The organism is Pseudarthrobacter sp. 05T312 (genome assembly GCF_056396685.1).
This window is the reverse complement of sequence record NZ_JBFTLY010000006.1, coordinates 46,653-59,884: the sequence shown is the minus strand read 5'-3', so window position 1 is coordinate 59,884 and position 13,232 is coordinate 46,653. Positions and strand designations below refer to the sequence as shown.

Below are 13,232 nucleotides of genomic sequence, written 5' to 3'. Positions count from 1 at the left end.
GCGAACGGTCCGCCTGCGCCTCTAGGCCGGCGCCGGGGCCGCAGTGCTGGCGCGGAGGACCAGCTGCGGCGGCACCACGGTGGAGCTCACCGCGGCCCCGGACTCGATCTCCTCCAGCATGATGTCCATGCAGCGGCGTCCCAGTTCCTCGAAGTCCTGGCGGACGGTGGTCAGCGGCGGCGTGAAGTACCCGGCTTCCGGCTGGTCGTCGAAACCCACCACGGAGACGTCGTCGGGCACCTTGACGCCCGCCTCCGTGAACGCACGCAGGAGGCCCAGCGCCATCTGGTCATTTCCCACGAAGATGGCTGTCGCCGTGAGTCCGGACGCGAGCCGGCGGCCGATCGCGTAGCCGCTCCCCGCGCTCCAGTCCCCCTCCACCAGGAGGGATTCGTCCAGGCCGGCCTCTCGGAGCACGGCCCGCCAGCCCTCTGCCCGTTCCGCCCCGTCCGTCCAGTCGGGCGGCCCCGCGATGTGTCCGATCTGCCGGTGGCCTTCCCTGACGAGATGCTCGACGGCGAGCCTGGCGCCCGCACGCTGGTTCACCATGGCCCCGCTCACCTTCGCGCTGCCCGCGGAGCCCACGGCCACCACGGGCACCGGAAGGTTCATCTGCTCCAGCACGGCGAGGGTGTCCGTGTGCGGCACCAGCACCGCGATCCCGTCCACTGCCTGGTCCATAAAGTGCCCGACGGCGTCGGAAATGGCTTCCCGGCTGACCTCCCGCAATGCTGCGATGCTGACAAAGTAGCCGGCGTTGCGGGCAGCATGCTCAACGCCCAGCAGGGTATTGGCCGGACCGTACTGGGAAAGCTCACTGGCCAGCACGCCGATGGTCTGCGAGCGCCGCGTGACCAGGCTCCGGGCCGCGGTGTTGCGCCGGTATCCCAGTTCCGCGATGGCCGCCTCCACCTTTTCCCGGGTGGCCTTGCTGACATTGGGGTGGTGGTTCACCACGCGGGAGACGGTCTGGTGGGAGACGCCGGCCACCTTGGCCACGTCTTCCAGGCGCGGCATCCGGCCCTTGCTGGTATTTGCCATGAGCCTATTGTGCCTGTGACCCCGCCGCCCCGCCTGCGCAACATGGGCTGGCGATTCCGGATCAATCCTTGCGCGGCAGCTGCCCGCTGGGAAGGATGAGGAGGATCCCCCGTTTGCAGCGAAGGAGCCGGCGGAATGACCAAATACCTGATCTCGTTTCCCAGCGGAGCCATGGACATCCCCGACGGCGGCCTGCAGGAAGTGGCGGACGCCGCGCACGCAGTGGTCCAGGAGGCAAAGGAAGCCGGCGTCTGGGTTTTCGGCGGCGGGATCGACGAAAGCGTCCCACCCGTCATGGTCGACGCCGGTGGAACCGTCGCGGAGGGCACCTACCCCCAGACTGCGCGGATCGAAGGCGGGTACACGGTGCTGGAGTTGCCGTCGTACGGGGCCGCAGTGCAGTGGGCCGCGAAAATCGCGGCAGCCTGCCGCTGCGCACAGGAGGTGCGGGCTTTCCAGTACGACCCCGCCAGCTGAACCATGCAACCGGCGGAACCGCTTGTCCTTGCGTATCCCTTCAAGGGGCCCTGGCGCGTGCAGAACTCGCCTGCCGACCGGGTTCCCAGCCACGGGACACGGCTCTTCGCCACGGGCTTCGCCATCGGTTTCACCCCGGTGGACGGGAATGGCCGGTCTGCCCCCATTACCGTGGGCTCGCTGTTCCGGCGCGAGCCGCCGGAACACTTCGTGGGGTTCGGGAGGCCTGTCACAGCCCCGGCGGCCGGGGTGGTGCGCGCCGCCCATGATGGGGAGCCGGATCACCCCGCGTACCGGGGGTTTCCATCGATCCGCTACGCAGCAACCCAGGGCCGCCGCGTACGGGAGGGCTGGCCGGGGCTGGCGGGCAACCACGTGATCATCGAGTCCGGCGGGGTGTTCATTGCCCTGTGCCACCTCCAGCGCGGGAGCATCTGCGTCCGTGACGGCCAGGTGGTTGGGTGCGGGGCGCCGGTGGGCCGGTGCGGCAATTCCGGCAACAGCACAGAACCCCATGTGCACGTCCAGGCCATGGACTCGGCAGATCCGGGCCACGCTTCCGCGGTTCCCATCACGTTCCCGGGCGGCCTGCCGCGGGGCGGGACGGTGGTGGAAGCCGGGCTTCGGGAGGGTTAAAAGGAAAGGTCCGCCTGCGTTAGCGGCGGACCTTTGTGGTCTTGATGGGTGGGCCCTGTGGGGCTCGAACCCACGACCCACGGATTAAAAGTCCGATGCTCTACCAACTGAGCTAAAGGCCCCTGCCGGCCGGTCAAACACGCTGTGCCTGCCCGTACGGCCCAATCCATTTCTGGACGTTAATACTGTAACCCATGGTTCCGGCCACTCCGCACACACCGCGGGCGCCGCCGTCGTACCTTTTCACCCCACGGTTCAGGCCGTTCCCGCCGCCAGCGGACAAGCCCTGCAGAGGCTCGATTTCCGCGGCGGCACAGGAGTAGCGTGGGGGCATGAGCGAGCAAGCAGGAACCACTCCGTACGGCGGCAGCAACCGGCACCACAAGCCCAAGCCCTTCGCGCCGATGGACTTCGAGCCCTTCGCAGGCGGGGCCGATCCCGCCCGCGTGTCGGAGGCCGCCCACCTTGCCGCGCAGGCCCTGGTCCGCCATGGCCGCGACAGCGACGATCCCGTGATCACCGAACGGCTGGTCAAGCTCGCCGACGAACAGGGGCTGGATGCGATCGCCGAGATGTGGGCGGAGAGCCCGGCCCGCTCGCTTCCCGGCGCCCTGTGGCGGCTTTACGCGCTGCGCGCCGCCACCGTCCAGGACCCGGAACGCATCAGCGTGTACTTCCGCGCGGGCCGGGACACCGCCCAGGTATCCAACGTGGTGGCCGGCGCGGCTGAGCCCCCGGGTGCAGACGAAATGCGCACCATGGCGGACGCCATCCTTTCCGGCGCGTTCGACGGCGATTTCGACGTCGCGCTGGAACGTTCCGCTGCCTTCTGCCGCGTGGTGGCGCTTGGCCAGGCCACCCTCGCCGATGGCGCCGAGCATGCCAACGAGGCCCATGCCAGCAAGCTGACCCGCAACTCCCACCAGCTGGTGAAGACCGCCGAGGACCTGGAACACGCCGCCAACGCGTGGCGCTTGGGCGAACTGGACTGAGCCCTGCATGAAGCCGGCGGCCCGGATTTCCGGGACGAACCAAGCCCCCGCTGTCAAGATTGACTTGGGCCGGGGTAAGTAGAAGACTGAAACCGGTGCCGAGCCGCGAAACCCCCGGGCTTCAACAATTAGCCGCCTAGAGCGGCCTACCGCCGAGAGGCGTATCCGGTTCGGCACCATTTTTCTGCCCTCTTCCAGGCAGCCAATTCAGAGGGTGCAGTTTCGGGCCGGTAGAGTAATCCTCAGTTGCCCGCCGCCGTCAAGTCACACGGCAGCAACCCCCGCCTTGATAAGTCCCTGGAGACCGGTAAACACGTGAAGCTGCGCCTTTTTCCACAGGAGCCCGCAGGGCTGAACCTGCTCTCACAGATGGCACAACAGATCGTGCTGGCCAGCGCCACCCTGGCCGAGATCCTTGGCGTACCCGCGGACGAGCACGGCAAGCTTGTCGAGGACATGCACAACATCGAGGCCAAGTCCGCGGAACTGCATTTCGCGCTGCTGACCCACATGCGCACCAGCTTCGTGAATCCGCTGCCCCGCGAGGACATGTACGCCCTGTCCCGGTACCTCAACGAAGCCATGGAAAAGATGGACGCCGCCGCAGAGCTGGTGGCCCTGTACCGGCTGGACCGCCTCCCCAAACGTGCCGCCGACCAGCTCGAGATCATCAGCCGGCAGGCCGAACTGACCGTTGACGCCATGCGCAGGCTCAATGACCTGGATGACCTCGAGGATTACTGGATCGAGATCCTGCGCCTTGCCAAACGGGCGGAGCGGACGCACCGCGTGTGGGTGGCGGACATGATCGCGGACATGAAGTGGGCGCAGTATTCCCGCAACCGCGACATCGCCAACCAGCTGGTGGAGGTCACCAAGGACATGCGGCGGGTAGCCACCCAGGTAGGCAGCATCATCGTCAAGGAATCCTGACGTGGCGGCAGTCATCTTCGGCGCGGTGGTCCTGCTGGCCGCTGCGTTTGCCTTCCTGAACGGCTTCCGCGACGCATCCACCTCGGTGGCCCTGGCAGTGCGGAACCGGGCCCTCACCCCCAGCGTGGGCATCCTTCTGGCCGCGTTCTTCAACTTTGTCGGCGCCCTCCTCAGCGCCCTGCTCGCCGTCGCCGTCAGCCGGACCTGGATCAGCCTCCCGGGCGGCACCGACGGACTGGCCATCCTGGTGGCCGGCCTGGCCAGCGCCTGCGCGTGGGGCATCCTGATGTGGTGGCGCGGCATTCCTGCGTCCTCCACCCATGCCCTGGTGGGTGGCCTTGCCGGCGCAGGCCTGGCCAGCCTGGCCATCGGCGGGCCCGGGGTGGCCGGCGTGGACCAGTCGCTGCTGTTCCAGGTGGTCCTGCCGCTGGTCCTGTCCCCGCTGGTGGCCTACAGCGGCTCATTCCTCCTGGTGTATCCGGCCACCTGGGTGGCCCGCTACACCCAGGCCAACGTGGTGAACCAGCGGTTCCGCCGGGGCCAGGCCGTAGCCGCGGGCGCGGTGGCATTCGGCCACGGCCTGCAGGACGGGCAGCGCGTCAGCGCGGTCCTGCTCCTGGCACTGCTGGCGGCAGGCTACGCCGACGGCGGGATCCCCACGTGGGTGGCGGCGCTTTCCGCGGTGATGATGACCGCCGGGACCCTTTTCGGAGGGTGGCGGATCTCGCACACCATCGGCTACAAGATCACCCGGATCGATCCCCTGCGCGGCTCCGTGGCCCAGACATTCAGCGCAGTGATGCTCTTTGTGGGTGCGATCGGGCTGCACTGGCCGCTCTCCACCACCCACACCGTCACGGCCGGCGCCCTCGGTGCAGGGGAGAACCAGCATTTTTCGGTCACCAACCGGAAGCTGGTCATCCGGATCCTCTGGCTCTGGGGCCTGACCCCGCTGGCTACCTGCGCCCTCGGCTTCGTGCTCGCGCTGGCCCTCTCCCCCCTCCCCACGTAGGCGGGGCTGCTCCCCCTATACAGGGAATCCGGCGTGACGTACATTCAAAGTGCGCCCCCGGGTCAACGGTGCCGGGGACCGGCGTCCGCGCCGTGTGCAGGGCTGCGGACGGCGCGCCGCTGCAGCAAACCGGCGGTTCGGATGCACAAAGTGGAAAAGAGCAGGCGTCATGTCTCCCTCGTATTCCCGGCGCCCCCTTCCACAGCCCCGGCAGCCCCGGTGCGAGGCATGCGGAACCGAGCACCAGCTCACCATCCACGCGATCACGGCCATCGGCGCGGCAGGCGGTGACCTCGTCACGGTCTCGTACACCTGCAACGACTGCGACCTGTTCCAGGAACACACCGCCTACGCCACGGACGTCGCGGCTGCGTTGAACCAGGTGCACTGGATGACCGAGGTCATCCTCTTCGGGGACGACTACATCCACTGCGGCTTCCCCATGGAAGAGGCGGAATTCGAGGTGGAGCGGCTCTGCTACCGCAGCGGCAGGTCAGGAAGCACGCTCAGCGCCGTGTCCCTCCCCACCCGGGTCCTGCGCTGCCACTGCGGATTCCAGCTGGAGGTGCCGGAATAGCTACAGGGCGTGCTAGAGCTCCAGGGTCACGGGAGCTGCGGCCGTCAGTACCGTGGTGAGTTCGTCCTGGGTCAGGTTGGCCGCCGTGCAAAGTTCATGGTCCGCTACTCCGGCTGCCGAGGCTTTGCGCACCGCCTGCCGCAGGGACTCCTGGGCGGTATCCAGTTCCCACTGCATGCTCTCGAGGCGGGAGCTGGTGCGCCACACCTCGGCCAGTACATCCTCTTCCTCGACGGGGGCTATTGCCAGCGAGAGATGCGGTTCGAGCTCTGGCGCCAGGGGCCCGGCTGCGAGGGGCCCCGCCAGCCCCGCCGCGGCGGCGAACGCCTGGGCCGGTTCCACGGCATCCTGCACGGCGTCAATCTCAGGTACGGAAACAGTAAGCTGGGGGCCCATGGGGTCACTGGCCGTCTGCGTCATGGCAAAACTCCTTTAGCGGGCTTACTACTAGTTCCGAAAGTATCTAGATTAGCGTACTAAACGCCTCAGTAGATCGCCAACGACGCCAATGCTTATCCGAAGCGGCCGGAAACGTAGTCCTCGGTGGCCTTCTGCACGGGGTTGCTGAAGATGGTGTGGGTATCGCCGTACTCAATCAGCTTGCCCGGCTTGCCGGTTCCCGCGATGTTGAAGAACGCCGTCTTGTCGGACACACGCGCGGCCTGCTGCATGTTGTGGGTCACGATCACCACGGTGTACTGGTCCTTGAGCTCGTTGATGAGGTCCTCGATGGCGAGGGTGGAGATGGGGTCCAGGGCGGAGCAGGGCTCATCCATGAGGATCACCTGCGGCTCCACGGCGATGGCGCGGGCAATGCAGAGGCGCTGCTGCTGGCCGCCGGAGAGGCCGGAGCCGGGCTTCTCCAGCCGGTCCTTGACCTCGTTCCAGAGGTTGGCGCCCTTGAGCGAGCGTTCCACCAGGACGTCGGCCTCGCCCTTGGAGATCTTCTTGTTGTTCAGCTTCACGCCTGCCAGCACGTTGTCCCGGATGGACATGGTGGGGAACGGGTTGGGCCGCTGGAAGACCATGCCGATCTGCGAGCGCACGGTGACAGGGTCCACGCCGGGGCCGTAGAGGTTGTCGCCGTCCAGCAGGACCTCGCCCTCGACGCGGGCGCCGGGGATGACCTCGTGCATGCGGTTCAGGGTGCGGAGGAAGGTGGACTTTCCGCAGCCGGAGGGGCCGATAAACGCGGTGACGGACTTGGCTTCGATGTTGATGCTGACGTCCTCAACGGCGAGGAAATCGCCGTAGTACACGTTCAGGTCCTTGACGTCGATGCGCTTAGACATGGTGTTCCTTCACTTACTGGGTATGGATTGAAGTCTAGGATCCGCCGCGGTGTGGCGGAAGATGCGGCAGGTCTGGCTACCGGCCCGTTTTGGGGGCGAAGATCCTGGCGATCAGGCGCGCCACCAGGTTCAGGACCATCACCAGGATGATCAGCACCAGCGCCGCACCCCAGGCCCGCTGTGAGGACGGGTCCGGGTTGGAGGGGGAGGTGGGGTTGAGGATCTGGGTGTAGATGAACGTGGGAAGCGAGGCCATCCAGCCGCCGAACACGTTGGAGTTGATGCTGGTGGCAAAGCCGGCGGTGACCAGGATGGGCGCCGTCTCACCGATGACCCGGGCAATAGCCAGGGTGACGCCGGACGCGATGCCCGAGATCGCCGTCGGGATAACCACCTTGAGGATGGTCCGCCACTTGCGCACGCCCAGGGCGTAGGCGGCCTCGCGGAGCTCGTTGGGGACAATCTTGAGCATTTCCTCGCTGGAGCGGACCACCACGGGGATCATCAGCACGGAAAGCGCGACGGCGGCCACTGCACCGGTCTTGGTGCCCGGGCCAACCACAGCGAAGAAGAACGCGGCCGCGAACAGGCCGGCCACGATGGAGGGGATGCCGGTCATGACGTCCACGAAGAACGTGATGGCTTTGGCCAGGCGGCCGTCGTGGCCGTACTCCACCAGGTAGATGGCCGTGAGCAGGCCCACGGGAACGGAGATGACGGTGGCCAGCAGCGTGATCTGCACGGTGCCCAGGAGGGCGTGGTAGATGCCGCCCATCACCGGGCCGCCGCTTTCCACGGCCTTGTTGTCGAAGGCGCCGGTGACCCCGTTCATGGAGGTGGTGAGGAATCCGGGGTCGATCAGTCCGGGTATGCCGTTGACCAGCACGGTCCAGATCACCGAAACGAGGGGCAGCAGCGCCACCAGGAACGAGCCGACCACCAGGCAGGTGGCCAGCTTGTCCTTGGCCCTGCGGGAGCCTTCCACGGCGGCGCTCCAGGAAACCAGGCCAACGGCGAAGAGAATCGCGGAGACCAGGCCCCAGCCGAACGCGTTGAAGCCGATCAGGGCGAGGATGGCGGCCCCGACGATCAGGGCTCCAACGAGCACCGCATAGGGTGCATATTTGGGCAGCTGGCCCTTGGTGAGGGCCGACCGCTTGCTGCGGACCGGAGTAAGCGTGGAGGTCATTTAGTTGGCTCCCGAGAATTCTTTGTGCCGGGTGATGACCCAGCGCGCGATCATGTTCACGCCAAGGGTGATGATGAACAGCACCAGGCCGGCGGCGATCAGGGTGCTGACCTTGAGGCCGCTGGCTTCGGGGAAGTTCAGGGCGATCTCGGCGGCGATGGTCTGGTTTCCGGACTGGATCAGGCTGGCAGTCAGGGCACCCGAGGAGAGCACCAGGGCAACGGCCATGGTCTCGCCGAGCGCACGGCCCAGGCCCAGCATGATGGCGCTGATGATGCCCGGGCGGGCAAAGGGCAGCACGGCCATCCTGATCATTTCCCAGCGGGTTGCACCCAGCGCCAGCGCAGCTTCCTCATGCAGCTTGGGGGTCTGCAGGAAGATCTCGCGGGACAGCGACGTGATGATGGGCAGGACCATGACGGCGAGGACGATGCCCGCGGTGAGGATGGTCTTCCCGGTGGTGGAGGCAGGGCCCTGGAAGATGGGGAGCCAGCCCATGTTTGCCGCGAGCCAGCCATAGGCGGGGGAGATCTCCTTGGCAAGGAAAGCCGCGCCCCAGGCGCCGTAGACCACGGAGGGGATGGCGGCGAGCAGGTCCACCACGTAGCCGAGGCCGGAAGCCAGGCGGCGGGGTGCGAAGTGGGAGATGAACAGCGCCACGCCGATGGCGATGGGGGTGGCGATCACCAGCGCGATGGCCGCGGCGATCAGGGTGCCGACCACGATGGGCCAGATGTAGGCGAAGAAGCCCTGCCCGCCCTGGATTTTGTCCGCGGGCGCGGTCAGCGCGGGAATTGCCTGGACTACCAGAAAGAGTGCGACGCCGAAGAGGACGGCGAGGATCAGGCACCCGGCGGCGAGCGTGGCACCGGAGAAGACTTTGTCCCCGGCGCGCCCGGCGCCTTGGGAACTGGTCAGGGAGGTGGCGGTCATGCGACGGCCCTTCGATTCGTTGCTGGATTAAGGAAGCGGGGTGCAAAGCCAAGTTCCCCGCACTGCCGTCCGGCAGGCGGGGAACCCGGTTTTACAGCGCTGGCTAGGACTTGACCTTGATCGAGTCGATGGCCTTGGCGGCCTTGGCTGCGAGGTCGGAGGACAGCGGGGCGGACTTGGCCGATTCTGCTGCGGCCTTCTGGCCTTCGTCGGAAACTACGTAGTGCTCGAAGGCCTTGACCAGGTCAACGGTCTCCTGCTTGTCGTAGGTGGTGCACAGGACGTGGAAGGACACCAGGACGATCGGGTAGGCCCCGGCGATGGTGGTCTTGCGGTCCAGCTTGATGGAGAGGTCGTTGGCGGCGCGGCCTTCGACGGGCTGGCCGGCATCGACTGCCTTGGCAGCAGCGTCGGCGGAGATCTTGGTGAAGGAATCGCCCACCTTGATCTGGGCCACGCCCAGCTTGCCGCTGACGGCGGAGTCGTCGGCGTAGGTCACGGCGCCGGGAGTGTCAGTGACGGTCTTGACCACGCCGGAGGTGCCCTTGGCGTTTTCGCCCTGGAGGCTGGCGGGCCAGATGCCGGCGGACTTGTCAGTCCACACGTCGGACGCGGCAGCGGTCAGGTAGTCAGTGAAGTTCTGCGTGGTGCCGGAGTCGTCGGAACGGTTCACCGGGGTAACCTTCAGGTCCGGCAGCGTAACGCCGGCGTTCAGGGCAGCGATGGCGGGGTCGTTCCACTTGGCGATCTGGCCGCGGAAGATCTTGGCCACGGTGGTGGCGTCCAGCTTCAGGTCGGTGACGCCGGGAACGTTGAAGGCCACGGCGATCGGGGAGATGTAGACGGGGACGTTGATGGCGCCGTCGGGTCCGCACACGGACTTGGACGAGGCGTACTCGTCATCCTTCAGGTAGGCGTCCGAGCCTGCGAACTGGGCCGAGCCGTCCAGGATTGCCTTGCGGCCCGCGCCGGAGCCGTCCGGGGAGTACTGCACGCTGGCGCCGGAGTTGGCGGAGGCGAAGTTGGTCTTCCAGGCGTCCATGGCTGCGCCCTGGGCGGAGGAACCAATGCCGGTCAGCGTGCCGGTGACCTTGGGGCCGGAGGCGGACTGGGAGCCGGCAGGCGCGGTGCCCGTGGCGTTGTCTGAACCGCAGGCGGTAAGCGCGAGTGCGCCGGCTGCGATAACAGCGATAGCCGCGTGGCGGCCGAAGCGGAGTGCCTTCACTAGATGTACCCCTTCCAGGGTTATTCAGGTGCGGGACAGGGACGGAGAACCCTGCTGCGCGATGCGTACGTTTTGTACCTTCAAGTAAGTTATGGGCCGCAGGTAACGGGATGGGCTGTCCAAAGTGAACGGAGGATTAACGACGGCGGGATTTTGGCTGACAAATGCCGGGTCACCATTGCGCAGATCACATGCGCGGCCGTAGTGCACCTGCGCAGGGCGGCGGAGCGGCACTGAATAGTATTGGACCCATGGCCATCCCAGCAGGACTCTCATCAACCAAGCGGTTCCTGCGCAGCCGGGTCCGGACCGGGCTGATCCGCAGCCGCAACTCGTTTGTCCCTGCCATCCAGATGACCGTCTGCGCCGTGGGCGCGTACGCCTTCGCGGAGTACATCCTGGGCCACACCGGGCCGCTCTTCGCCGCCACCTCGTCCCTGATCGCTCTGGGGTTTTCCCGGGAACCCCGGTTGCGTCGGGTGATGGAAGTAGGCCTGGGCTGCACCCTGGGCATAGTGGTCGGTGATCTGCTCCTGCATTGGCTTGGCGGCGACATCTGGGTGGCCGCCGTCGTGCTCCTCTTTTCCATCCTGCTGGCCCGGTTCCTGGACAGCGGAAACATCTTCACCACCCAGCTGGCGCTGCAGTCGCTGCTGGTGGTGCTGCTCCCGGCACCCTCCGGTGGCCCGTTCACCCGCAGTATCGATGCGGTGGTGGGCGGCATGTTCGCCTTGCTGGTGACCATCCTGGTGCCCAAGGATCCCCGCCAGGAGCCGCGCCGGGATGTGCAGAAGCTGCTGCATGAACTGGCGGAGGTACTGCGGGAATGTGCCGGGGCGCTGGCCAACAGTGACTCCACGCAGGCCTGGCACGCCCTGATCCGCGGCCGGAACTGCCAGCCCCTCGTTGATGCCATGCGCCAGTCCCTGCGCGCGTCCGGCGAGGTGGCCACCCTGGCCCCCGCCTACCGCCGGCACCGCGATGAACTGGACAGGCTGAAGCAGTCCCTGGATTTCATCGACCTTGCCCTGAGGAACAGCCGGGTGTTCGCCCGGCGGCTGACCAGCGCCATCAACCACACGGCGCTCTCGGACGAGGCGACGGACAGCATCGCCGGCGTGCTCCAGGAGACGGCCGCCGCCATCGACGAGCTGTCGCTGGGGCTCGCGGAAACGCACGAAGGAGTCCGCCGCGCCCACCTGCGCACTGCCCGTCGGGACCTGAGCGAGATCGCCCTTCGCCTGCATCCGAAGCTGCTGGAGGTCCAGCGGCTGGAAGGCGAAACCGTGGTCATGCTGTTCCGGCCGCTGATGGTGGACCTGCTGGAAGCCACCGGCATGGACGCCGCCGAGGCCAGGGACGTCCTGCCCGCGTTGTAGTGTCAGTGCCCGCCAGTAGGGTTGAAGGCATGGCAACAAAGACATCCCGGGCGTCCAAGGCGCCCGCGTACAAATGCGCCGAATGCGGCTGGACCACCGCCAAGTGGGTGGGCCGCTGCGGCGAGTGCCAGGCCTGGGGCACGGTTGAGGAAACGGGCACGGCCGTGGCGCGGACGACCGCTGCTACGACAGTCGTGGAGCCGGCGCGCCGGATTGCCGATGTCGACGCCACCACGGCGGCTTTCCTGCCCACCGGCGTGGACGAACTGGACCGGGTACTGGGCGGCGGCCTGGTTCCGGGCGCCGTCATCCTGCTGGCAGGCGAACCCGGCGTCGGAAAATCCACGCTGCTGCTGGACGTGGCCGCCAAGTTTGCCCGGACTGCCCAGGATGTCCTGTACGTGACCGGCGAAGAGTCGGCTGCCCAGGTGAAGCTGCGCGCCGAGCGGATCGACGCCGTCGCCGAATCCCTGTACTTGTCGGCGGAGACGGACCTCGGGCAAGCCCTGGGCCAGGTGGAAAAGATCGAGCCGCGGCTGCTGATCGTGGACTCCGTGCAGACCCTCAGCAGCGCCGACGTCGACGGGAGCGCGGGAGGCGTGTCCCAGGTGCGCGAGGTGGCGGCCTCGATCATTGCTGCAGCCAAACGGCGGAACATGACCACGCTGCTGGTTGGGCATGTCACCAAGGACGGTTCCATCGCCGGGCCCCGCCTGCTGGAACACCTGGTGGACGTGGTGTGCCAGTTCGAGGGTGAGCGGCACTCCCGGCTGCGGCTCCTGCGTGCAGTGAAGAACAGGTACGGGCCCACCGACGACGTCGGGTGCTTCGACCTCAATGAGAACGGCATCGAGGGCCTGGCCGATCCGTCCGGCCTGTTCGTCAGCCGCACCAAGGACCCGGTGTCCGGGACCTGCATCACGGTCACCATGGAGGGCCGCCGTCCCCTGCTGGCGGAGGTGCAGTCGCTGCTCGCCGAGAGCCCCAACTCGCAGCCGCGCCGGGCCACCAGCGGCCTGGACAGCTCGCGGGTGTCCATGCTGCTGGCCGTGCTGCAGCAGCGTGCGGGCACTCTGCTGCACAAGGATGACTCCTACGTTGCCACCGTGGGCGGGGTGAAGCTCAGTGAACCGGCCACGGACCTTGCCGTGGCCCTTGCGGTGGCCTCTGCCAAGGCCCGCAAGCCGTTGCCCATCCGCCTGATTGCCTTTGGCGAGGTAGGCCTGGCCGGCGAGGTCCGGCCCGTTCCGGGGATCAACCAGCGCATCCAGGAGGCCCACCGGCTGGGCTTCACGCACGCCGTGGTGCCTGCCAGCCACACCGGGCCCGGGCCAGTGCCGGCCGGATTCTCGGTACGGGAAGTGGAGCACCTCACGGAGGCGCTCAGCCTGTTGATCGGCTAGCAGCCGGGGTCCGTCCGGCTTGCGGCCCTGGCGGCTGCCCGCGTTCCTGGCAGGTACTCTAAGTGCAGAACCTTCAGGCAGACGGAGGTCGTTGATTTCTGTGCTGGGGGAAGCTTGGTAATCCAGGAACAGCAGGGCGCCGC

At 67.2% G+C, this 13,232-nt stretch carries 14 protein-coding genes and 1 tRNA gene; 8 read left to right on the top strand and 7 right to left on the bottom strand.

Translation table 11 applies throughout. The features are described 5' to 3' along the window. Window positions 1–21: 21 nt before the first annotated feature. Window positions 22–1,041, bottom strand: coding sequence for a substrate-binding domain-containing protein (locus AC1DIP_RS10520; protein WP_476208603.1), 1,020 nt, complete (start codon window positions 1,039–1,041; stop codon window positions 22–24). A 135-nt stretch (window positions 1,042–1,176) separates the two neighbouring features. On the opposite strand from AC1DIP_RS10520, the gene AC1DIP_RS10515 reads away from it, so the two are divergent. Then, window positions 1,177–1,518: a YciI family protein gene (locus AC1DIP_RS10515; protein ID WP_476208602.1), complete on the top strand. Its 342-nt coding sequence runs from the start codon at window positions 1,177–1,179 to the stop codon at window positions 1,516–1,518. 57 nt (window positions 1,519–1,575) lie between these two features. Beyond that, the gene (locus tag AC1DIP_RS10510; RefSeq protein WP_476208601.1) at window positions 1,576–2,154 is read left to right on the top strand and encodes a peptidoglycan DD-metalloendopeptidase family protein; all 579 of its coding nucleotides are present in this window, start codon (window positions 1,576–1,578) and stop codon (window positions 2,152–2,154) included. A gap of 49 nt (window positions 2,155–2,203) precedes the next feature. Here the strand turns inward: AC1DIP_RS10510 and AC1DIP_RS10505 are convergent. After that, window positions 2,204–2,276 (bottom strand) — tRNA-Lys (locus AC1DIP_RS10505). A gap of 210 nt (window positions 2,277–2,486) precedes the next feature. Here AC1DIP_RS10505 and AC1DIP_RS10500 point away from each other — a divergent pair. The 4 genes from AC1DIP_RS10500 (at window position 2,487) to AC1DIP_RS10485 (ending at window position 5,668) form a co-directional block, all read left to right on the top strand. Beyond that, the gene (locus AC1DIP_RS10500; protein ID WP_159634234.1) at window positions 2,487–3,146 is read left to right on the top strand and encodes a hypothetical protein; all 660 of its coding nucleotides are present in this window, start codon (window positions 2,487–2,489) and stop codon (window positions 3,144–3,146) included. 315 nt (window positions 3,147–3,461) lie between these two features. Next, complete coding sequence (locus AC1DIP_RS10495) at window positions 3,462–4,079, top strand: DUF47 domain-containing protein (protein ID WP_477733780.1); 618 nt, start codon at window positions 3,462–3,464, stop codon at window positions 4,077–4,079. 1 nt (window position 4,080) lies between these two features. Then, complete coding sequence (locus AC1DIP_RS10490) at window positions 4,081–5,091, top strand: inorganic phosphate transporter (RefSeq protein ID WP_477733687.1); 1,011 nt, start codon at window positions 4,081–4,083, stop codon at window positions 5,089–5,091. 169 nt (window positions 5,092–5,260) lie between these two features. Continuing rightward, entirely contained in the window at window positions 5,261–5,668 is a 408-nt protein-coding gene (locus AC1DIP_RS10485; protein ID WP_477733686.1) for a hypothetical protein, read from the top strand. A gap of 12 nt (window positions 5,669–5,680) precedes the next feature. Here AC1DIP_RS10485 and AC1DIP_RS10480 read toward each other — a convergent pair whose 3' ends face one another. The 5 genes from AC1DIP_RS10480 to pstS all read right to left on the bottom strand — a co-directional run bounded on the left by AC1DIP_RS10480 (window position 5,681) and on the right by pstS (window position 10,307). Further along, a complete protein-coding gene (locus AC1DIP_RS10480; protein WP_477733685.1) occupies window positions 5,681–6,088 on the bottom strand; it encodes a hypothetical protein in 408 nt (135 codons plus the stop codon). Window positions 6,089–6,180: 92 nt separating this feature from the next. Then, window positions 6,181–6,960, bottom strand: a complete 780-nt coding sequence (gene pstB / locus AC1DIP_RS10475; protein ID WP_018763202.1) for a phosphate ABC transporter ATP-binding protein PstB — start codon at window positions 6,958–6,960, stop codon at window positions 6,181–6,183. A 76-nt stretch (window positions 6,961–7,036) separates the two neighbouring features. After that, window positions 7,037–8,149 (bottom strand): phosphate ABC transporter permease PstA, encoded by a 1,113-nt coding sequence (gene pstA / locus AC1DIP_RS10470; RefSeq protein WP_476208594.1) that lies wholly within the window; start codon window positions 8,147–8,149, stop codon window positions 7,037–7,039. Continuing rightward, window positions 8,150–9,082: a phosphate ABC transporter permease subunit PstC gene (gene pstC, locus AC1DIP_RS10465; protein ID WP_477733684.1), complete on the bottom strand. Its 933-nt coding sequence runs from the start codon at window positions 9,080–9,082 to the stop codon at window positions 8,150–8,152. It lies immediately after the preceding gene. Between the two features lie 103 nt (window positions 9,083–9,185). Continuing rightward, window positions 9,186–10,307 (bottom strand): phosphate ABC transporter substrate-binding protein PstS, encoded by a 1,122-nt coding sequence (gene pstS / locus AC1DIP_RS10460; protein ID WP_477733683.1) that lies wholly within the window; start codon window positions 10,305–10,307, stop codon window positions 9,186–9,188. A gap of 251 nt (window positions 10,308–10,558) precedes the next feature. Here pstS and AC1DIP_RS10455 point away from each other — a divergent pair, with 251 nt between their 5' ends. Together AC1DIP_RS10455 and radA are read left to right on the top strand one after the other, a co-directional pair. Further along, complete coding sequence (locus AC1DIP_RS10455) at window positions 10,559–11,686, top strand: FUSC family protein (protein WP_476208591.1); 1,128 nt, start codon at window positions 10,559–10,561, stop codon at window positions 11,684–11,686. 29 nt (window positions 11,687–11,715) lie between these two features. Beyond that, window positions 11,716–13,089, top strand: a complete 1,374-nt coding sequence (gene radA, locus AC1DIP_RS10450; RefSeq protein WP_476208589.1) for a DNA repair protein RadA — start codon at window positions 11,716–11,718, stop codon at window positions 13,087–13,089. Window positions 13,090–13,232 lie beyond the last annotated feature (143 nt).